Here is a 20,694-nt window from a genome sequence, read left to right as displayed (position 1 = left end):
CTTTCACTTTTTCTTGTTATAAAAAATGATCAGCAACACGATAATGATCGCCAAGATGGCAAGAATGATCGTAGTTTCCATAACAATACCTCTCAGGCATAGATCTTTGGTTTTAATTATCTAAATTAAAACCGAACATATATTAATTAAACTCAAGTTTTGTTAGAGCCGCTAGTTTTTGAAAAAACATTTTTCAGTGATGTTAATAGAAGAACCGCCCAATCCTATTCTGTGTCTAACTAAAAAATAAACACATATTTAGGCAACAGACACATTAAATAATGATCCGATCCATGCACTGAATAACATGGCGATAATTCCCCAGAGCATGACCCGAACTGCGCCTCTCCAGACACTTACTCCACCGGCATAGCTTGCCAGTGCACCCATCATCCCCAAGCTTAAAACACCAATCAGCATGACACCTTTATCCAGATAGTGTTCCGGTAAAATCATGATTGAAATTAAAGGAAATAATGAACCTACCGTAAATGCCATAGCCGAAGAAAAGGCAGCGAGAAAGGGTTGGGCAGAGGTATGTGCTGAAATACCAATTTCATCCCGGGCATGGGCATCCAAGGCATTATGGTCGGTCAGCTGTTCAGCGACCTGTTGTGCCAAAGCGGGTTCCAGACCTCGTTGTATATAAATCGTTTTGAGCTCATTTAACTCATGCGTGGGATGGCGTTGCAGTTCGCGCTCTTCCATGAGTAGATCATTAGTTTCAATGTCTTGCTGGGATTTAACCGAAATATATTCACCGGCCGCCATTGATGCGGCTCCAGAAATCAATCCGGCAACACAGGTCACCAATAAAATTTCTGTGGATGCTCCACTGGCTGCAATACCCACCACCAGACTGGTGACCGAAATAATTCCGTCATTTGCCCCCAGTACAGCTGCACGAAGCCAGCCCGCGCGTTCGATATAATGTTTTTCAAGATGGTATGAATGGCGCACAATGAAGCCCCTTTTTTATTATCATCATGATTATATTAAATTTAAGTCATGTATAGATAGTAGGATTGAATCGATCTGAAAATTATCTTGAATGATCAGCTCATCGTGCGCTTGGCTTAGCCTTTTATCAATCCAAGATAAAATCGAAGTGAGATTCATAATTTCAAGAAATCAGACGCACTTGATACATAATTGATTTACGAATGGTAAAAATGACTAAAGCAAATCAAACATATCGAACAAAATAATAGCTGAGTGAGTTGGTTTAAAAAGAGAATTATCATGAAAGAAAAACATGAAAGCCATAAATGCTTGGTATGCGGCAAGCACTTTCTTCTGAAAAATCTCACCCCGATGGGAACAGTCAGAAAAGTCATTACCGAAGAGATCGCCAGGGATATTCCAAGCTGGACACCGCAAGATTATATTTGCCAGGCAGATTTAACCCAGTATCGCATACAGTATGTACATTCATTATTAAGTTCGGAAAAGGGTGAAGTAACTGATCTTGAGTTTGAAGTGATTGATAGCATGCATCAGCATGAACTGATCACCAAAAATGTGGAAACGACCTTAGAGCAAAAGTGGACCTTGGGAGAAAGGCTCGCCGATAAAATTGCAACTTTTGGTGGAAGCTGGACCTTTTTGATTTGTTTTGCAATCTTCTTAGGCCTGTGGATTACGATAAATACTGTGGTGATGGTGACACGACCTGCTGATCCTTATCCTTTTATTCTGTTGAATTTAATCCTGTCCTGTCTTGCGGCGATTCAGGCACCTATTATTATGATGAGCCAGAACAGACAGGAAGCAAAAGACCGCTTACGTTCGCAAAATGATTATCAGATCAATTTAAAAGCCGAGCTGGAAATCCAACACTTGCATGAAAAATTAGATCATCTGCTGTTGCATCAATGGGAGCGGCTGGCGCAAATCCAGGAAATCCAGCTAGACCTGCTTTCTGAAATGAGCAAAAAAGATTAAAGGATACTGTGGGGGAATCTCTATTATTTTATAGAGCTTATAAGTAATAAGATCGCCATATGCCTTGAGTTAATATTATCTTGCTCAAGATTTGACCCATATTAAAAAGCCCACTTTTGAGTGGGCTAAAATTAAAATAGTGTGATTTAAAAAAAATAGCTGGTTTTAGTCATGAGTTTGGAAATGCCTGTCATGGCGATCTTGACTGGAACGGGTAGATCTACACCGCCAGCATTTAACGCTGTATCCCGATGATGCAGTTCATCTTCATTCATCTGTTCCAGAATACGACGAGAACGTTCATCCTGCGGCGGCAACTGGCTAATATGATGTTGCAAATGCATGCTGACTTGACGTTCTGTTTCAGCCACAAAACCCAGACTGTATTTATCGCCTGCGATCCCAGCAATCGCTCCCATACCGAAAGAAAGACCGTACCAGACCGGATTGAGCAGACTGGTATGGCTATCCAGTTCTTTTAAGCGGTCTTCACACCAAGCCAGATGATCCTGTTCTTCAATCGCTGCCTGTTCCATTTCGCGACGTACATTCGGGAGTTTTGCCGTCATCGCCTGACCATGGTACAGCGCCTGTGCACAGACTTCACCACTATGATTGACCCGCATTAAACCTGCCACATGACGTGCATCACTGACCGTTAACTGCGTTTCTACCGGTTGGGCCGGGTTTTCACGTTGTGCTGAAGTCGTACCCGGGACTAGACTGCGTAATGCCTGGTCAAAAGAATGAATCAGTTTATCGAGACCTGTATATTGACGCATGAATTAATCCTCCAAGGGCGCTTTTGCAGTTTTGATCATCGGTTTCAGGCGGTAAAGTAGCCAGAGAGTAAACAGGCCACTCAATACTGCGATAATACAAAAAAGTATTTTAAGATCAAGCTCTAAAACACTCAAAATAATAATTGAAAATATAGCAGAAGATACCATGAAAACGGCATTCAGAATGTTATTTGCTGCAACCACACGCGCACGATGTGAGCGGGGAGAATGCGCCTGCATCATGGCATACAGCGGTACGATATAAAAACCGCCGCTAATTCCGAGTAAGGTGACAGCCAGCATCACATGGTAATAGCTCCAGCCTTGCTGAAAGACATCTGCCAGGCCGATTAATGCACCTGTACGTTCTGGAACAAAGGCCAGACTCGCGGCCAGATACAGGGCAAAGACCACCAGACCGATCGCGCCAAAAGGCACCATCTTAATGTTGACCTGACTGCCGCCAATTTTACGGCATAAGTATGAACCCAGACCAATTCCGACAGAAAAAAAGGTTAAGAGGAGACTGGCGACATTTTCAGATGCATGCAGATTTTGTAATGTCAGCTGAGGAATCTGGGTCAGATAGGTGGCACCATAAAACCAGTACCATGAATTGCCCAGTAAAATGGTAAAAACTAAAGGTAAGCCTTTGGCATATTTCAAGGTCTGTAAGCTGGTGCGAAAAAAATTCCAGTCAATTTGCAGCTCAGGTGCGGGAATGCTTTGTTTAAGGATATAGCGACTGGATATATAACCAATCAAGGCGATGCTGATGATGGTTAAACTGATCCAGATCAGGTTGCCAGCGGAAGCTGCAATGACTGCACCGCCCAGAATCATACCGAACAGGATTGCCAGAGAAGTTCCGGACTGAAACAGGGCATTGCCGGACATCAGTTCATTCGGTTTCAGGACTTCAGGTAAAATGGCATATTTGATCGGACCAAAGAAAGTCGACTGGGTGCCCATCAGGAACAGGGCAAATAACAGAATCCATAAATTGCCCAGCAGGAAACCGATAGTTCCCAGCAGCATGATGACAATTTCCAGAAGCTTGAGATAGCGAATCAGCTGTGAACGTTCGTATTTGTCGGCAATCTGACCGGCAGTGGCTGAAAAAATAAAATAGGGCAAGATAAACAGTAAAGCCGCCAGATTATTTAAAGTGCTGATGCTGGCCGATTGCTGTTGAATCCAGCCATAAGTGATGACCAGCAGTAATGCCTGTTTAAATACATTATCGTTTAATGCACCAAAAAACTGCGTCAGAAACATCGGTAAAAAGCGCCGAGAAGCTAACAAATGTTCATTTTTGTTCATATAGGCCGTGCTACATTAAGTTTTATTAAGAAATGTCAGTTATGCGTAAACATTGAGAAAAATCATGTAAGATACTTTCAGCCATGTAAAGGTAAAAACCAATTAATTAAGCTCCTTAGCTTATATTTTTCGGTCAAATAATCAATTAAAGAATGTATTCGTTTAGAGTTTGCTATGCCTGCAAAGAAAAATTTTAAAAAAACGATGCTAAATCGCAGTATGGGGCCTCTCATACCACAGCATAGTGGTATGCAGCTGTGTATGAGCATCTTTTTTATGATGTTATCCCATCAGAGCATGGCACAAACCGAACAGCCCGAAACACCTGTGGCCATTTCTCAGGCAGAAATGGTGGACGAGCTATCCAAAGAAGCGATTCGTCAGGGTGTGGCCACGTCCGAAACGGAAGCAGAAGAAAAAATCGAAGAAGCCTTGGAACCGGAAGTGCCAGTTGACAGTATGTTGATGCTGGAACAACAGCAAAATGCAGGATCTGGTCTGGGTGAATTTACACCGATTGAGTTTGATGATCTGGAAGATCTGCCAGTACAGATTATTGATCAGAACATGGCCAATGAAATTTACCAGGTAGCCGAGCAAGCCAAACAGGAAGCACAAAACTATCGCAATACTCAGACCAGCGAAACGGTGGTGGCCGATATCAGCCAGCAAGAACTGCTGGAAATCAATCAGGCGCCGGTTAATGTCGATCAGTTGATGCAATCGATTCAGGCAGACAGCCAGATTATTGTGCAAAATAATGAAGCCGGATTGACCTTGCCAGAAGTGCCGGGTCAGCTGGTTGCTGAGGATGATAAACGTCCGAATCTGTTCAAACGGCTATTTTATAAAATCCGTCCTCCACGACAGATCATGACCGCAAGAGTTCCTCGCATTAGTGCCGATGTGGTGATCATGAATGGGGAAGGTGTGGCGCAAAGCAACGGTATGCTGAATCGTAAAGATGTACCTGAAGGCCATTTAAATTTAAGAAATAATGTCAAAGCCAAATTATCCAGTTTTACCCAGGAGTCTTTTGGCGACTTTAATTCAGCATTGCCGCAATTACGTACCTTGTCCAGACAGGCAGCGCAGGCAGTGGGTTATTATAATGCCCAGTTCAGGTTTGAAAAAATCTCTGACAGTCGGGTTCGGGTTTTTGTGACCCCAAATGAACCTGTGCTGATCAGCAGTCAAAATATTGAATTTACTGGAGAGGGCGCCGAACAGCCACAATTCCAGGTCATCAGTCTTTTACCTGAACAGGAAGAAGGCGATATTTTCAACCATGGCAATTATGAAAAAACCAAGACACGCATTACTACTGCAGCCAATAACAACGGTTATTTTGATTCATTCTGGCGTCTGCATGATGTAAAGATTGCCCAGCCACAAAACACTGCAGATGTGAACCTGCGTTTTGAAACGGGTGAACGTTATAAATTAGGCAATGTCGAGTTCAGAATGAGCGATCCTGAAAAGGAATTTCCGCTGGACCGAGACGTACTGGAAAGTCTGGTTCCCTGGACAGATGGTGCAGATTATACCTTCTGGCGGGTGAATAGCCTGGCCAATAACCTGACCAACTCACGCTATTTCAACTATACCCTGGTGGATGCGATTCGCCCCGATCCGCTCGATAAAGAGCTGGAACTGGCACCCGATATTCAAAGCCTGATTGAAGAACAGAAACGGACTGAAGATCAGGCTGCTACGATGCAACCAGCTCGCTCAGTATCCTCTTCTCAGGAGGTAACCCAGAATGTCGTAGATGAAGACCAGTTTGCCGGTAGCCGCGATCAGGAAAGTGCAAATTTAAGAACTTTGCGGGTTGAGCAGCAAACCAAAGAGAATGAACAGGATCGTTTAAAAGTACAGGCACGGGAAGAGAAAAAGATTCCAGTGATTGTGACTTTAAATGCAGACCGTTTAAACAGTGCTGAAGTGGGTCTGGGTTATGGCACAGATACCGATATCCGTTTACGTGGTCAATATCGTCGTGCCATTGTGAACAAGCGTGGACATTCGTTTGATGCCAACATGGAGCTATCAGGTATCCGCCAATCCATTGATGGACGTTATAACATTCCCTATCACCATCCGCTGAATGACTATGTCAGTATTGTGGGGGGGTATGAGCGTGAAGAGCGTGAAGGTGTCGCACAGGGTGAAGGCCTGTTGATTGAATCGGCAGTCTTAGGTGCAGACCGGATTATCAAAAATCCACGTGGTAGCTGGCAACGGACTTTCGGCGCACGTTATCGTCTGGATCGCTTGAAGCAGGATGGTTCTGTCGACTTTAACCAGATTCCTGAAGCTTTTCGCTTTAATACCGAAGATGAGCAGCAATCCCTATTAGTCGGTTATGAAGTCTCACGTACCGAGAGCGATCGTCGGGTCAACCCAACCAAAGGCTTCAAACAGACCTATAAGATTGAACTGGGCAGTGAGGCTTTACTCTCCGATGCAGATATGGCCATTGTGAATGCGGGCTGGCGTTTTATCTATTCATTGGGTGAAAATGCAGACCATCAGTTTGTTGGGCGTGCCGACGCGGGTTATATTTTTACTCAAGATTTTGCCAAAGTACCGTATAACCTGAGATATTTCACCGGTGGTGACCAGAGTATCCGCGGTTTTGACTACAAGAGCCTTTCTCCGGAAATTGACGGCTTTAAAGTGGGCGGGCAGGCCTTGGGCGTGGCTTCATTAGAATATAATTATCAGTTTAAGGAAGGCTGGCGTGCTGCGGTCTTTGCAGATGCCGGAAATGCCTATAATAAAGAATTCAGTAATCCGACCGAATATGGCGCGGGTGTGGGTGTACGTTGGGCTTCACCGATTGGGCCAATACGTATAGATGTTGCGACTGGACTGTCTGATGACAATTATCCGATTCGTTTACATTTCTTTATTGGATCGCAGTTATAAAACATCATTTTAAAAAATAGTTATTTGGGTAGATCATGGTCGAGAACCAACCACAGCCAGAACAAGAACCACAAGATAGCGTTGTTCCGAAAAAGCGCCGTATATTCAGAAGCATCCTATTGTCGGTGCTTTTTTCGCTGATTTTTCTGCTGTCTGTGCTGGCTCTACTGTTTTCGACCAATCAGGGCAGTAAATTCCTGCTGGATCAAGTGCTAGAACGCCAGCAAATTATTCAATATGAATATGAAGGCGGTAATTTATGGCGTGGGATTATTCTTAAAAATGTGCTGGTCAGCCTGAAACCGGTCGATGTCAAAATTGATCGTGCTGATGTAAAACTGGGTTGGCGCGCGATTGTCAAAAAAGAAATTCATCTGACTGAAGCCGATGTCCTCAATCTGCAAATTATTAACAAGCGACCTTCAACGGGCGAACCATTCAAGTTTAATGCCATCCGTTTGCCTTTTATTTTGCGCGTTGATCATTTACTGCTGGATCATCTGGTGATTAAAACCCAGACCAATGCAGTCGATTTTTATAATATCGAATTAAATGAGGCACTCTGGTCCGGCACCGAATTAAATTTTGAAGATTCCCGGATGGATATGGGCTATCTGTCGGTACGTGAAGCCAGGGGTAAAATGCAGTTTGAAGGCAAATATCCGCTAGATGCCACGGGTATCGTCAATCTGCCTTCCTTAAGAGACAGCCTGAATATTCATGATATTCAGGTGCGGGCACGCGGAACACTGGACACGATTCAGGCTGGCGTAGCAACCAATACGCCTGATTTATTAACGGGTTGGGTTATCGTGCATCCGATGCGTCCTCAGGTACCAATGCGCGGCGAGTTGAAGTTCAAGGATTATCACTGGCCTATTCTGGCCGAACAGAAACTGTTTACCAAAGACGGCATTGCCGAGTTTAATGGCGATATCAAGCGTCTGGACCTGAACGTCCAGACTGACCTGATTGGGGAAAATATTCCGCAAGGTCAGTATAGTGCAGTGATGTATACCGATCTGGTCAATCAGCTGAATATTACCGATCTGAATGGTCAGTTGATGAAAGGTGCAGTTAGCCTTGCCGGGACAGTAGGCTGGAAAGACCGGGTCAGCTGGGATCTGGCTGGGCGTTTGAACGGGATTGATCCCAAGCACGAGCGCATTCCGCAAGTCGTACAAGATTTCTTGCCGCCAAGTCTGGATGCGAATATTGCTTCTGCGGGTAACCTGGAAAATGGCTTGCACCTTACCGGACTGGTTGATTTCGACCGTTATGAAAGCTGGAATCTGAAGCTGGATCAAAACCCAGCCAAAGGCAATAAAGTACAACCGATGCTGTTAGATGTTGCCTGGAAAAATATTGATCGCGCCGTACCTTATGTGGGCTGGCTCAGCAGTCAGTCTGGCGATGTCAAATTGGCATTGGTCGAAGGTCAGCAGAATATTCATGTGGCGACTAAAGTCGAGCAGCATGAAGAAGGACTTCTACCTGCAGGCATGTACCAAGCCAAGCTCAATCTGAACAAAAATATCCTGAATGTCCCGAGCTTTAATTACAGCGCCAATGCAGCAGGCAGCTTAAGCGGCAATGCACGGATTGAACTGCCACAGGAAAAACGCCAGTTAAAATGGGCCGCAGTATTAAATGCCAAAAATTTGAATACCCAAACTATTGCGGCAGCTTCACCGGTAGATCGTTTGAATGGCGAGGTTAAAGCCAATGGTTATGCGCAACCGAATCAGCAGATTATCAAACTGAACAGTGTTGACCTGACCGGACGACTGGCAGAGCAAAATGAAACCGTACGTCTGACCGGTAACAGTACTATTGCCTTGTTATTCCATAATGAAAAAGCGGGCGGTGTTTTTAAAGGTTATGCGGTCAATTATGATGGTGCTTTAAATTCTAGCCAGCTTAAAGCCAGTCAGGGTATGCTGAAACTGCGCGTTTCAGGCACCCCGGAAATGTTGAAGATAAATGAATTCCGACATGATGGTGTGGCTGGCAAGATTAATGCCAGCGGTCTGGTCAATCTGGCGAATGGGATTGGCTGGGATATCAATGCATCTTTAATCCGTTTTAAGCCGCAATATTTTAATGCCAAACTGAAAGGCGAATTGTCAGGCAATGTGCAAACCCAAGGGGTGTGGTCAGATGCCTTAAAACGCATTCAGATTCAACGCTTAAATCTGGCCGGTATGCTGAATAATAAACCGGTACGTGGTACAGGTAATTTATCGGTCATCATTAATTCGAACCAGCGCGGTTTTGTACCACAGCAGTTTGAAGCCAATAACTTGTTCCTGTCTTATGCCAGCAACCAGATTCAGGCGACCGGTAATGCACAAAATCTCCAACTGAAAGTCAATGCGCCGGCTCTGTTTGAATTGTATCCAGGCTTAAGAGGTCGTGCGCAGGGCTATATCAATATGCAGGCACAGCCACGATTGCAGGCTTCAGCCAACCTGTCTATCGACAATTTTGCCTTTAAAAACCTGTTTAGCGTGCAGAAAGTTCGTGTTCGTGGACAGTTGCCAACATCGCAAAGCACACCAACTTTATTGACCGCAACTATGGATCGCCTGCGTAGTGGTTCACGCGAGATTGTACGCGGTGAGATATCATTGGCCGGTACCCGTGCTGCGCACATTCTCAAAGTGCAGGCAGAAAACCGCCTGTCAAAATTCTTTGTGCAGCTCGCCGGTGGCTTTAATGCCCAAAATAACTGGCTGGGTCAGATTCAAAAAGGTGATTTCGACTCTTTACGTGCCCGTCTGGTGCAACGTCAAAATGCAGCAGTGATTTATAACAGTGCTCAATCGGATCTGTTTGTTGGTGCTCATTGCTGGATGAGTCAGCAAAGCCAGTTGTGTTTTGATCAGCCGATTCGGGTCAACAAAACCCGTGGCAGTGCCTCTTTTATTACTCAAAACCTTGATCTGGAAGACTTCAGTGCATTCCTGCCTGATGGATTGGCATTGACGGGTAAAGTCAATGGTTATGCCAAGGCTGCTTGGGCACAAGGCGCCAAACCTAAAATCGACGCACGTCTGGTGACGCGTAATGGTGTGGTGGGCTTATCTTCTGAAGATCCAGATTATTTGGGTTCTACACTCAAATATGATGAAGTCGGGTTGGTCGCAAAAAGTGTGGCAGATGGCTTGCAGCTTCGTCTGGATGTCAAAACACCAGATATCGGAACCGGCTATGCCAATGTCATCATTGATCCATATCGTGACAGTAAACCGATGCGTGGCGAAATTGCCTTTAACCAGGTACAGCTCAAGGTCTTTAAGCCATTTATTCAGGACATCCGTAATCTGGACGGGATTTTATCTTATGCCGGAAAAATTAGCGGAACTTTAACGGATCCTTTACTTGAGGGTGAGGTTCGGGTCAAAGATGCTTCGATTAGCATGATCTCCCTACCGGTGAATCTGACTAATGTACAGCTCTATTCATCCATACGTCAGAATTCTGCCAGCATCAATGGCGCATTTAACAGTGGCCGTGGTGTGGGCAAATTAACCGGTTCTGTGGACTGGAAAGGTGATCCGCGGGTGCAGTTAAAACTGCAAGGTGACAATCTGCTGATTCGTCAGGCCCCATTAATTACTGCTGTGGTGACACCTGATTTGACCCTGGACATGTATCCATTTAATAAAAAACTGAGTCTGAGTGGCACAGTCGATGTACCGCGGGCATTGATTTCAATGCCTGAAGCCTCAGAACCTGTAGTTGGTTTATCTTCAGATGTACGTGTCGTGCGTGAAGGTGATGATCAGCTGGCGATCTTGAAGTCTGCACGTCCTTGGGATATCCGGGCAGATGTTGCCGTTTCTTTAGGGAATCAGGTGATCTTTCAGGGCTTTGACAGTCGTATTCCACTCTTGGGTCGAGTCAATCTGTCACAGCGTGGTCTGGAAACTGCAATGCGTGCCAATGGTGCAATCGGGGTATCACAGCGGGTGAAAATCGAAGCCTATGGCCAAAGTCTGGACTTGAATCGTGCTATCGCGCGTTTTAATGGTGAACTTACCAATCCGACACTGGACATTGATGCCAATAAATCGGTTCAGGGTAGTACAGTCGGGGTACGGGTAACAGGGACTGCATCGAGTCCAAGTATTCAGATTTATAATGATGCGGGCCTGTCAGAACAGGAAGCCTTAAATGCCTTGATTACCGGTCGTGTTAATGAGGGTGTATCTGGTTTAAGCCAGGCTGAAGGATTTAGATCCGATGTGAATAATACGATCGCTGCTGCGGGGATTAGTTTGGGCTTGGGTAGCACCCGCGCACTGACCAACCAGATCGGGCGCAGTTTTGGCTTAACTGGTCTAGCTCTGGATGCCCAAGGTACAGGAGATGATACCCAGGTTTCTGTGACCGGTTATATTACGCCTGATTTATATCTGCGCTATGGGGTCGGGGTATTCACACCAGTGAATAAGCTGACTTTACGTTATCAGGTAAATCAGCGTCTGTATCTGGAAGCGAGTCAGTCTTTAGAACGTGCGATTGACTTGTTCTATAATTGGCGATTCTAATCTCATTAAAAAAGCCCTAATTTTAGGGCTTTTTTAATTTGAGATAGCACACAAATTTTATTGGTCATACAGTAGATTGATTTATGGATCAGCAGAAGCGTTAATGTCTGAATTCAATCCCTCTATATATACGACAATGAAATCACGAGTAGAGAAAGAATTTAGGATGAGACTTCAGGGTAAAGAAAACTGATCGTCGTATAATTCAGTTATCACATATAGAAAATCAATTAAAACATGCAATAACAGACTGAAAATCAATAAACCCATAATAAAAATAGGTGTATATTGAAAATACGATTTCACGCATAAGAGCATCTTCGCATGTCGACTAAATTTATCATCCGTTTTGCTGCGATTCTATTTTCTGTACTTATTTTGACTGCATTCGTCATTCAATTTTTCTTTAAATCGGATGTAACCGTAGTTCTATGGATTTTCGCTGTACCTTTCATTTTGGGTATTCCAATTTTGGCTTCTATTGTATTGACCACCAATGATGAACTTGATATTCATAGCGTTAATTAGGCTTGAACCTTAAAGTGACGTATTTAAAAACATCTGATCTTTGCTGATAGAGCAGCTGACATTTGCACTTTTTTCAATAAAACAGACTTTATTTTAGAGCAATGCGAGCCAGTTAAGCATGCATTAGAAAATGTAGTAAAAATGAGTGTATGTTTACGCTCATTTTTTATCAGGTTACTCTAGAATTTGGATTTAACTCTCAAATCATCATGATTTACATAAACTCTAAGAAATAAGGGAATATTCTTATCATTATTCATTCAAAATAGGTCTTCATCATAAAACTCATCATTTTAGAGAAAACAGAATGCCTAAAAATAATTATCTACCAGCTCTAGAACAAGTTTATGACTTTTTAAAGGAACGACCAGGTTTTAAGGATAAAAGTGAATTTGATAAAGCGGTAGAATATTTTAGAACTCTACATGAAAGTGATCCTCTGGATTTCAGAGTTCAAGCACCGAATACTGTCGCCGGAAAATTTGGGGCTAAAGAGACTATAAATTTAGGGTCTATGCCAGAATTCAGTAATAAGGAAAATTTCCTTAACTGGATAGATACGCAAATTAACCACTAGTTGAAGGACTTTAAGCAAACTCAGCATGCGGCAGGTTTTCATTTATTATTCATACATTCATTAACATGTAGTACAGAAAACAATCGAAACTGAGTTGGAAAACTACAAATTTGAATGATAACTTTATATTCAAATCTTCCCAGTAAAGAGGTGAGCAATGAAGTTGTTGACTTTGGTGGGTATGGGAGTAGCAGCGAGTTATTGTTATAAAACTATGAAAAATGGCAAGCTTGCTCTTTCAAAACCTGACTTTGATGAAAGTGTAAAACGATTTGTACTGCAAGAATTTGCAGCTTAGTTCTTCACGATATATTTTCCAAAAAGGCTCATCGGATGATGGGCTTTTTTATTTTCTAAAAAATTATAATTTTAATATTCAGATTAAAAGCAGTTTAATTATAGCCATCATGTTATAAACCTACCTCGTGATCTATTTTAAATAATTAAATGAGAGCTAATGGATGATGAAGATGGAAATGAATGGTGCGAGCTTATATATTCTGAAGCCTTGAGAATATATAAACCAACAAAATACAACACAGTCAACAAACTGAGATTCTTTGCCCTGATTTTAGAATTATTCGCAGAAATGCAGCATGAGGATGCAATGATTCAAGTAAAGACTGTGAATGTGAAACTTAAATTGAGATCTAAAAATTACATTTTTTGGGTGTTTGAAATGCCTGATTTTCAGGATAAGACGCTATTTTTAACTTATATGTCTAGTAAATTAAGTCAGCTATAAAGTGTCGTTGAAAGCTAAAATCGCCAATTACTTCAACAAGTATAGTTATTTTTTATAAAACTATAATTTTTTTATATGTTAATGGTGTATTTATATATTTTTATCAATAGCTTGCTTATTCTCTAGTCGTTGCTCACTTTGACAACATACCTGAATCAGCGCAAAAGTGATAAAGGGAAAGGCCTATCGAAAGGTGGGCTTTTTTAATATGTACAGCTTATTGAACGAAAAGTAACTTAAAGCAAATGTAAGAGAACAGTTTATTAATACTCCCTATACTTTATTGATAAATTCACAGTGCTATAGTCATTTTGCGAAAACAAGAAGACGCAAATAATACGAAGAAAATGACTACAGCACTAGCCCGCTTATTTGAAAGAGTAAGCGGGCTTTTTAATTGAAAAATTAATGTAATATTATGCTAATGTATAAATTATAAGTTTATATATAATTCATGAATAGATTCTATCGCTGTAGTTTCTTTCCAATTTCAGCCTCCTTCCCTAAGGAGGCATTTTTTTGTCGATAGAAAAGTAATGTTCCAATGACTATTGTGTTTATTCAGTTACACAAATGATCATCGTTGACTCTTGAATGAATCTTTCAAATATTTGAGCATGATATTTTATTGGTTAAATAAGTGATGGATCGCCATGATAAATGAAGAAAAGCCTTTGAACTTTGACGACGATAGTGAGCCTCAAGATTTCGAAGATGAAGAATTTATCGATGATAAGAAAGAGGATGAAATGTACAATGCTATTACCAAAGATGGTTCTAGTGTTGATCCTGCGGATGATGGGACGCGTCATATTCACCCTGAAGACGGTGATCCTATAGAAATTGAAGAGTAATAAAAAGCCCAATTCAATATTGGGCTTTTTATCGTCTGGTGGATGAGAATGAAAATACAATATTTCCCATTTAGAATTGAGCGGATTGATCAAAATCCCCATCTAGAAAATTTAAATAGTCATTGAAATGATTTTTTTCACTTAATAAAAAAGCCCCCATGAATGAGAGCTTTTATGTCAACTCAATCTAGCAGAATAGTCTAAGCTAATATTTGAAATGACATCCAATTAATCTTTAAAAGTATCATTTAACGCAGTTTGAACCGCTTCAACCCGTGCCTTGCAAGCTTTATAGGCGGTCATGGATTCTTCCACGATTTTCATCAAGTTATCAATATCCGGTTCTTGCTGAGATTCGAGCAATTCCGCATTCTTTTTCAAGATGTCATAGCCTTGTTGGAAGCTCAAAGTATCATGATTCATGAGGAAGTACCTGTATAAGTTGTGCTGAAAAAATGCCGTCATGTAATTCGACTTCAACCAGATCGCTGGACTGAATCTGTTGAATAGAGGCAACCACATGTTCTTGCTGGCGCACGATGGCATAACCCTTGGATAAAACATGTTTAGGATTTTGTAGTAGCGTTTCCCGCATCAGGGCATCAAGCTGCTGATTAATCAGCTGGGTATGCTGCTGGGCCAGACTGGTAGTATTGGCCTTGATCTGTTGCAGACGTTGCAGCGCATCCATAATCTGGTTGTTGGCCAGACTTTGAATCAGTTTCAAAAATTGATCATTCTGATTTTGATAAGCTTGAATCTGTTGCTGGGATAAACGCTGAATACGCTGTAGATAATTCAGGACATCCTGGGTTAGTTCAAAGATATGATTGCGGATTCCGGCAATGGCTTTACTCGGAGTATCAAAGGAGCGATGCGCAATCTCATCCAGAATGGTACGGTCTTTTTCATGCCCGATGCCGACCCAGACCGGTACCGAACGTTTACAGAGCAGGGCAGCCAGATCATAATCATTCAAATAAGCCAGATCATTGACTGCGCCACCCCCTCGTATAATCACAATCAGATCCGGGGCAGTGTTATAGGTCTGAGCCCATTGTTTGAGCGCTTGCGCCAGACTGTACATAATACTTTGCGGGGCGGTATTTCCCTGAAAAGTCGCACTGTGATAGACAAACTCACACACCTGCGCATGCTGTAGTGCATCGGCATCTTTTTTGAAATCTCCCAGGCCTGCTGCATTTTCGGGAGCAATCACCAGAATCCGGTTCAGGTCAAAAGGGCTGGGCAAGTTTCTATTGCGCTGAATCAGTCCTTGAGTCGTTAACCGCTCAACAATCTGCTGATAACGCCGGGCAATATCTCCTAAGGTATAGCCTGAATCAATTTCAACGATATTTAAAGAAAAACCATACTGCGGATCGAAATTAGCTTTGACTTTAATCAGCACTTTCAAATCACGACTCAGCTCAATTCCGCTTTCACGTTCAAACTGCGTGACAATTTTCTGGGCACTAAATTTCCAGATAGTCGCTCGGCAACTGGCAATCACCTGATCGCTGTCGGCTTCTTTTTCTGCTAGCTCAAGATAATAATGGCCTGCTTTAATACTTAAATTACGAATCTCGGCTTTGACCCATACCGGTGTATCGAAAGTGAGTTTGACCACTTCCTGAACCGTAGCAAGATATTCCTTGAGGGAGAGTTGAGAATCGTCTGTCATGCCAATAGAAAGTTTAAAATTCAATCAAATATTAAATCAATCCAGCACAGATCACAAATCTAAAAGTGAAGTCATATTTGATTGATGTAATGACAATGCAATGCTATTGAGGTGCATAATTACTTGGTTCAGACTATTCATCCGGAATTTTCGTATTTTGTAGAGGTTCTTCTCTTCTGTTTTTCTTGTTCATTGAAAGAAGTTATAGCGTTGAAGTCCTTAATTTCCAAAGGTCTTATTTCCATTTTTTAATGAAAAAGTACAGTTAAAAATGTACACAGACTTGTGTCTGGCGAGGACAAGGAAATATGCTAAATTGGTGAAGAATTATTAAAGAAGAATAGGCTCTCATGAAAAAAACAATGCTGTTCGGTTTGCTGGCTGTCGCTTTAAGCGCATGTACTACCACGCCGCAATCTAAGACGGAAGCTCCTAAAATAGGTTCAGCGAATCCTGCAAGCGCTTATTGTGTCAATCAGGGTGGCAAGCTTGAAATTCGTACTGAAAGCAATGGTCAGGTCGGATATTGCCATTTAAAGAATGGTCAGGTGGTCGAGGAGTGGGAATTACTGCACATGAATCAACCTAAATGTATTGCTGATCAGGCAGCGGAATTGGTCGGTCAGTCCAATTTGACTGAAGCGCAAATCAAGCAGAAAACCAAGGCACAAATTGTACGTATGGTCGAACCGGGTCAAGCGGTGACGATGGATTATCGTGAAGAACGAGTGACTGTCACCGTAGATCCTGTAAGCAAAAAGATTATTCAAGCTTCATGCGGTTAATCACATAAAATGAAAAAGCCCATGAGTGGGCTTTTTTTAATTCCATACAACTGGCATTTTGAAATGACAAATCTTCCCCGATCTTTTATATTGCCCCTCGGAAGGAGAAATTCATGAAAAAGTTATTGGCTTTATCGTTTATGCTGGCGCTGGCCGGTTGTGCCGAGAAGAAACCCTTAACCCCTGAAGAGCAGTGGCAAGGTTATTGTCGAAGCGTCGGTAATGCGGCGCGTACCATTATGCTGGATCGTCAGAATGCGATTGAGAAAGAAAAAGCAATCGAGCATGCCAACAAGATCGACGACGAAACCACCAAAGGTTTTATCCTGAATATTATTGATGAAGTCTATGCGATTCCAGCCGAAGAGATTAAGGCAGATGTAAAAGCAGCCCGTGAAAAAGTCCGCGCTGAATTTACTGCAAAGTGTATTGCGACACCGCATGACGAATTACCAGATTACAAACCGTTCTAAGGAACGGTTTTTTTATATTTGGATAAAATTATCCAACCCATATTTCCCATTAAACGTATTTAAATATAAGCATCTTCAAAAGACTAAATAATAAAAATAGCCTAAGCAAAATGTACACTTTGTGACAATTTCTAAATCTAAAATATAGAAATACTTATCTTTATATTGAATAATGAATTTAACTCCAATTAACCGAGGAGTAGCACAATATGGAAGTCGTAAGATATTTGCATCATTCTGATCTGCTGTTGGAAGATGAAGAAGGTGTGGTCATTATTGGCGGCAGTCGCTATGTACTCAGCGTCGGTGACAAAGTCGTTTTAAAGAAGATGCTAGAACAAGAGAAAAAGCTTTATCAGATTGATATTTCCTTTGCCAGCAATAATCACAGTAGCACCTATGAAGATGAATGCGTGGTGAAATTCCAAGGCTGCCGAGACTCATATCAGCAGTATTTAAACTCGACCACTGTACACTAAGGTGGAGTATCTTTTTAACGTCAAATCAGGCAACATTAGGGTTGCCTTTTTTATGCATTAAATTCAGTTAAAAGGGCCTATTCATGGGCTTGTTTCGTGTGGTGTAAGCTGGAACTGATTATGAAATAATCATTAAGAGCATCATTTAGTTATAAAATAACGAGCATCACGAAGAAACACTTGAGTTGCATTAACTTTTAACTGGAAATTTAGTAAAATTTCGGAGTCCATATTATTTATGAAGCTTGGAATAAGCAGGAATTCATAAGTAATTTTTTAAAAAAGAGGAATAACACTGTGCTAGAAGCTTACCGCCAACACGTTGAAGAACGTGCCGCACTCGGAGTCCCACCGAAGCCACTTGACGATGCCCAAACAGCTGCATTAGTTGAACTACTAAAAAACCCGCCAGCTGGTGAAGAAGCATACTTGGTAGATTTGCTTGAAAACCGTGTACCAGCAGGTGTTGACCAAGCTGCATATGTAAAAGCTGCGTTCTTAGCTGCATTGGCAAAAGGCGAAGCAACCTCTCCACTCGTTTCTAAAGAACGTGCTGTTTACTTACTAGGTACTATGCTTGGTGGTTATAACGTAGCGCCTTTAGTTGAACTTTTAGACAATGCTGAGCTTGCTGAACTTGCAGCTGAAGCATTGAAAAAAACGCTTCTTGTATTTGATGCATTCCATGACGTTGCTGATAAAGCAAAAGCTGGTAACGCAAATGCTCAAGCAGTTATGCAGTCTTGGGCAGACGCTGAATGGTTCACTAGCCGTAAAGACGTTCCTGAAGAAATCAAACTGACTGTTTTTAAAGTAACTGGCGAGACCAACACTGACGACTTGTCACCTGCACAAGACGCTTGGAGCCGTCCAGACATTCCATTGCACGCAAATGCAATGTTGAAAAACGTACGTGACGGGATCAATCCAGAAGTTCCTGGTGAAGTGGGTCCACTTAACCAAATTAAAGAACTGATCGCGAAAGGCAACCAGGTTGCTTACGTTGGTGACGTTGTTGGTACAGGTTCATCTCGTAAATCTGCAACTAACTCTGTACTTTGGTTCTTCGGTGACGACATTCCGCACATCCCGAACAAAAAAGACGGTGGTTACTGCCTAGGTTCTAAAATCGCTCCAATTTTCTTCAACACGATGGAAGATGCTGGTGCGTTACCGATCGAGATCGATGTTGCCAACATGAACATGGGCGATGAAATCGTTCTTAAGATCGATCACGCTGCTGCTAAAGTAACTGCGTTCAAAGACGGCGCGCAAATCGCTGAAGCTGAACTTAAAACTCCAGTTCTTCTAGACGAAGTACGTGCTGGCGGTCGTATTAACCTGATCGTTGGTCGTGGTTTGACGACTAAGGCTCGTGAAGCTTTAGGTCTTCCAGTATCTACAATGTTCCGTACTCCGGTTCAACCTGCTGCAACTGGCAAAGGTTTCACTCAAGCTCAGAAGATGGTGGGTCGCGCTTGTGGTCTTCCTGAAGGTCAAGGCGTACTTCCAGGTACTTACTGTGAACCTAAGATGACTACTGTTGGTTCGCAAGATACAACAGGTCCAATGACGCGTGACGAATTGAAAGACTTGGCTTGCCTAGGTTTCTCTGCTGACCTTGTTATGCAATCTTTCTGTCATACAGCTGCGTATCCAAAACCAGTTGACGTTCAAATGCAACACTCGCTTCCTGATTTCATCATGAACCGTGGTGGTGTGTCTTTACGCCCAGGTGACGGTATTATTCACTCTTGGTTAAACCGTATGCTTCTTCCGGATACTGTTGGTACTGGTGGTGACTCGCATACTCGTTTCCCAATCGGTATTTCATTCCCGGCGGGTTCTGGTCTTGTAGCGTTCGCTGCAGCAACTGGTGTTATGCCACTAGATATGCCTGAATCTGTACTTGTGAAGTTCAAGGGTAAAATGCAGCCTGGTATCACGCTACGTGACCTTGTACATGCAATTCCTTACTACGCAATTAAGGAAGGTGACTTAACTGTAGAGAAGAAAGGTAAGAAAAACATCTTCTCTGGTCGTATCCTTGAGATCGACTTAACAGAAATGGAAACTGACCTGACTGTTGAGCAAGCATTCGAACTTTCTGATGCTTCTGCTGAACGTTCAGCTGCTGGTTGTTCTATTACGCTTTCTGAAGAGAAAGTTGCTGAATACCTTCGTTCAAACATCACTATGTTGAAGTGGATGATTTCTGAAGGTTATGGCGATGCGCGTACGATGGCTCGTCGTGTTGAGAACATGGAAAAATGGTTGGCTAACCCAAGCCTGATCAAAGCTGATGCTGATGCTGAATACACCAAAGTGTATGAAATCGATCTTGCAGACATCAAAGAACCTATTCTTTGCTGCCCGAACGATCCAGATGATGCGAAACTTCTTTCTGACGTTCAAGGCGCGAAAATTGACGAAGTATTCGTTGGTTCTTGTATGACGAACATCGGTCACTTCCGTGCGACTGGTAAATTGTTAGAGAAAGTTCCTGGTGGTGCGTTGTCAACTCGTTTGTGGATTGCTCCACCTACGCGTATGGACGAACATCAGTTGATGGAAGAAGGTTTCTATAACATTTATGGTAAAGCTGGCGCGCGTACTGAAATGCCAGGTTGTTCATTGTGTATGGGTAACCAGGCACGTGTAGCTCCGAACACGACTTGTGTATCGACTTCTACGCGTAACTTCCCGAACCGTTTAGGTCAAGGTGCTAACGTTTACCTGGCTTCTGCTGAACTTGCTTCTGTTGCTGCTGTATTGGGTAAATTACCTTCTCCAGAAGAATACCAACAGTATGCAGCTCAAATTGACAGCATGTCAGCTGACATCTATCAATACTTAAGCTTCGACAAGATGAGCGAATATACTAACGCTGCTAAAGACGTTGATACTAAGAAAATTGCTGCTGCTCAGTTAACTTAATTGTTGATTAAAAAGTAGTTTAAAATAAGGGCTGATTTATCAGCCCTTATTTTATGTTATAATTGTGAAAGATAGGTTTTTATCAAAAGGTGATCT

General features: G+C 42.4%; 17 protein-coding genes. 12 read left to right on the top strand and 5 right to left on the bottom strand.

The window, feature by feature from the left end; genetic code table 11:
- Window positions 1-258 precede the first annotated feature (258 nt).
- On the bottom strand, window positions 259-960 hold the full coding sequence (locus tag AC1IR0_RS05945; RefSeq protein WP_005097209.1) for a VIT1/CCC1 transporter family protein: 702 nt from the start codon (window positions 958-960) through the stop codon (window positions 259-261).
- 282 nt (window positions 961-1,242) lie between these two features.
- Between AC1IR0_RS05945 and AC1IR0_RS05940 the strand changes: the two genes are divergently transcribed.
- Entirely contained in the window at window positions 1,243-1,944 is a 702-nt protein-coding gene (locus AC1IR0_RS05940) for a DUF1003 domain-containing protein (protein ID WP_409653730.1), read from the top strand.
- Between the two features lie 146 nt (window positions 1,945-2,090).
- Here AC1IR0_RS05940 and coq7 read toward each other — a convergent pair whose 3' ends face one another.
- Both coq7 and AC1IR0_RS05930 read right to left on the bottom strand, forming a co-directional pair.
- Window positions 2,091-2,726: a 2-polyprenyl-3-methyl-6-methoxy-1,4-benzoquinone monooxygenase gene (gene coq7 / locus AC1IR0_RS05935; RefSeq protein ID WP_409653733.1), complete on the bottom strand. Its 636-nt coding sequence runs from the start codon at window positions 2,724-2,726 to the stop codon at window positions 2,091-2,093.
- 3 nt (window positions 2,727-2,729) lie between these two features.
- Entirely contained in the window at window positions 2,730-4,049 is a 1,320-nt protein-coding gene (locus AC1IR0_RS05930) for an MFS transporter (RefSeq protein ID WP_479741229.1), read from the bottom strand.
- 174 nt (window positions 4,050-4,223) lie between these two features.
- On the opposite strand from AC1IR0_RS05930, the gene AC1IR0_RS05925 reads away from it, so the two are divergent.
- The 7 genes from AC1IR0_RS05925 (at window position 4,224) to AC1IR0_RS05895 (ending at window position 14,240) form a co-directional block, all read left to right on the top strand.
- The gene (locus AC1IR0_RS05925) at window positions 4,224-6,980 is read left to right on the top strand and encodes an autotransporter assembly complex protein TamA (RefSeq protein WP_409653739.1); all 2,757 of its coding nucleotides are present in this window, start codon (window positions 4,224-4,226) and stop codon (window positions 6,978-6,980) included.
- Window positions 6,981-7,015: 35 nt separating this feature from the next.
- Window positions 7,016-11,536, top strand: coding sequence for a translocation/assembly module TamB domain-containing protein (locus AC1IR0_RS05920; protein WP_409653742.1), 4,521 nt, complete (start codon window positions 7,016-7,018; stop codon window positions 11,534-11,536).
- 324 nt (window positions 11,537-11,860) lie between these two features.
- Entirely contained in the window at window positions 11,861-12,064 is a 204-nt protein-coding gene (locus AC1IR0_RS05915; protein ID WP_253144591.1) for a hypothetical protein, read from the top strand.
- A gap of 307 nt (window positions 12,065-12,371) precedes the next feature.
- Window positions 12,372-12,641, top strand: coding sequence for a hypothetical protein (locus tag AC1IR0_RS05910; RefSeq protein WP_005263238.1), 270 nt, complete (start codon window positions 12,372-12,374; stop codon window positions 12,639-12,641).
- Between the two features lie 157 nt (window positions 12,642-12,798).
- Window positions 12,799-12,939 carry a hypothetical protein gene (locus AC1IR0_RS05905; RefSeq protein ID WP_004645377.1) on the top strand — a complete coding sequence of 47 codons (141 nt, stop codon included), beginning with the start codon at window positions 12,799-12,801 and terminating at the stop codon, window positions 12,937-12,939.
- Between the two features lie 159 nt (window positions 12,940-13,098).
- On the top strand, window positions 13,099-13,386 hold the full coding sequence (locus AC1IR0_RS05900) for a hypothetical protein (RefSeq protein WP_005252118.1): 288 nt from the start codon (window positions 13,099-13,101) through the stop codon (window positions 13,384-13,386).
- Between the two features lie 653 nt (window positions 13,387-14,039).
- Window positions 14,040-14,240 carry a hypothetical protein gene (locus AC1IR0_RS05895; protein ID WP_479741228.1) on the top strand — a complete coding sequence of 67 codons (201 nt, stop codon included), beginning with the start codon at window positions 14,040-14,042 and terminating at the stop codon, window positions 14,238-14,240.
- Window positions 14,241-14,468: 228 nt separating this feature from the next.
- Here the strand turns inward: AC1IR0_RS05895 and xseB are convergent, their stop codons facing one another.
- Window positions 14,469-14,663, bottom strand: coding sequence for an exodeoxyribonuclease VII small subunit (gene xseB / locus AC1IR0_RS05890; RefSeq protein ID WP_005103445.1), 195 nt, complete (start codon window positions 14,661-14,663; stop codon window positions 14,469-14,471).
- Complete coding sequence (gene xseA, locus AC1IR0_RS05885; RefSeq protein ID WP_409653751.1) at window positions 14,653-15,924, bottom strand: exodeoxyribonuclease VII large subunit; 1,272 nt, start codon at window positions 15,922-15,924, stop codon at window positions 14,653-14,655. Before xseA ends, xseB begins: the two co-directional genes overlap by 11 nt.
- A 350-nt stretch (window positions 15,925-16,274) precedes the next feature.
- On the opposite strand from xseA, the gene AC1IR0_RS05880 reads away from it, so the two are divergent.
- The 4 genes from AC1IR0_RS05880 to AC1IR0_RS05865 all read left to right on the top strand — a co-directional run bounded on the left by AC1IR0_RS05880 (window position 16,275) and on the right by AC1IR0_RS05865 (window position 20,598).
- Window positions 16,275-16,709, top strand: a complete 435-nt coding sequence (locus tag AC1IR0_RS05880; RefSeq protein ID WP_247143484.1) for an I78 family peptidase inhibitor — start codon at window positions 16,275-16,277, stop codon at window positions 16,707-16,709.
- A 113-nt stretch (window positions 16,710-16,822) separates the two neighbouring features.
- On the top strand, window positions 16,823-17,182 hold the full coding sequence (locus AC1IR0_RS05875; RefSeq protein ID WP_004645374.1) for a hypothetical protein: 360 nt from the start codon (window positions 16,823-16,825) through the stop codon (window positions 17,180-17,182).
- 209 nt (window positions 17,183-17,391) lie between these two features.
- Entirely contained in the window at window positions 17,392-17,661 is a 270-nt protein-coding gene (locus AC1IR0_RS05870) for a hypothetical protein (protein ID WP_409653754.1), read from the top strand.
- A 297-nt stretch (window positions 17,662-17,958) separates the two neighbouring features.
- A complete protein-coding gene (locus tag AC1IR0_RS05865; protein ID WP_005106643.1) occupies window positions 17,959-20,598 on the top strand; it encodes a bifunctional aconitate hydratase 2/2-methylisocitrate dehydratase in 2,640 nt (879 codons plus the stop codon).
- Window positions 20,599-20,694: the final 96 nt, after the last annotated feature.

This window comes from Acinetobacter sp. 129952, assembly GCF_056642055.1.
This window is presented reverse-complemented; position numbering and strand designations above follow the sequence as displayed.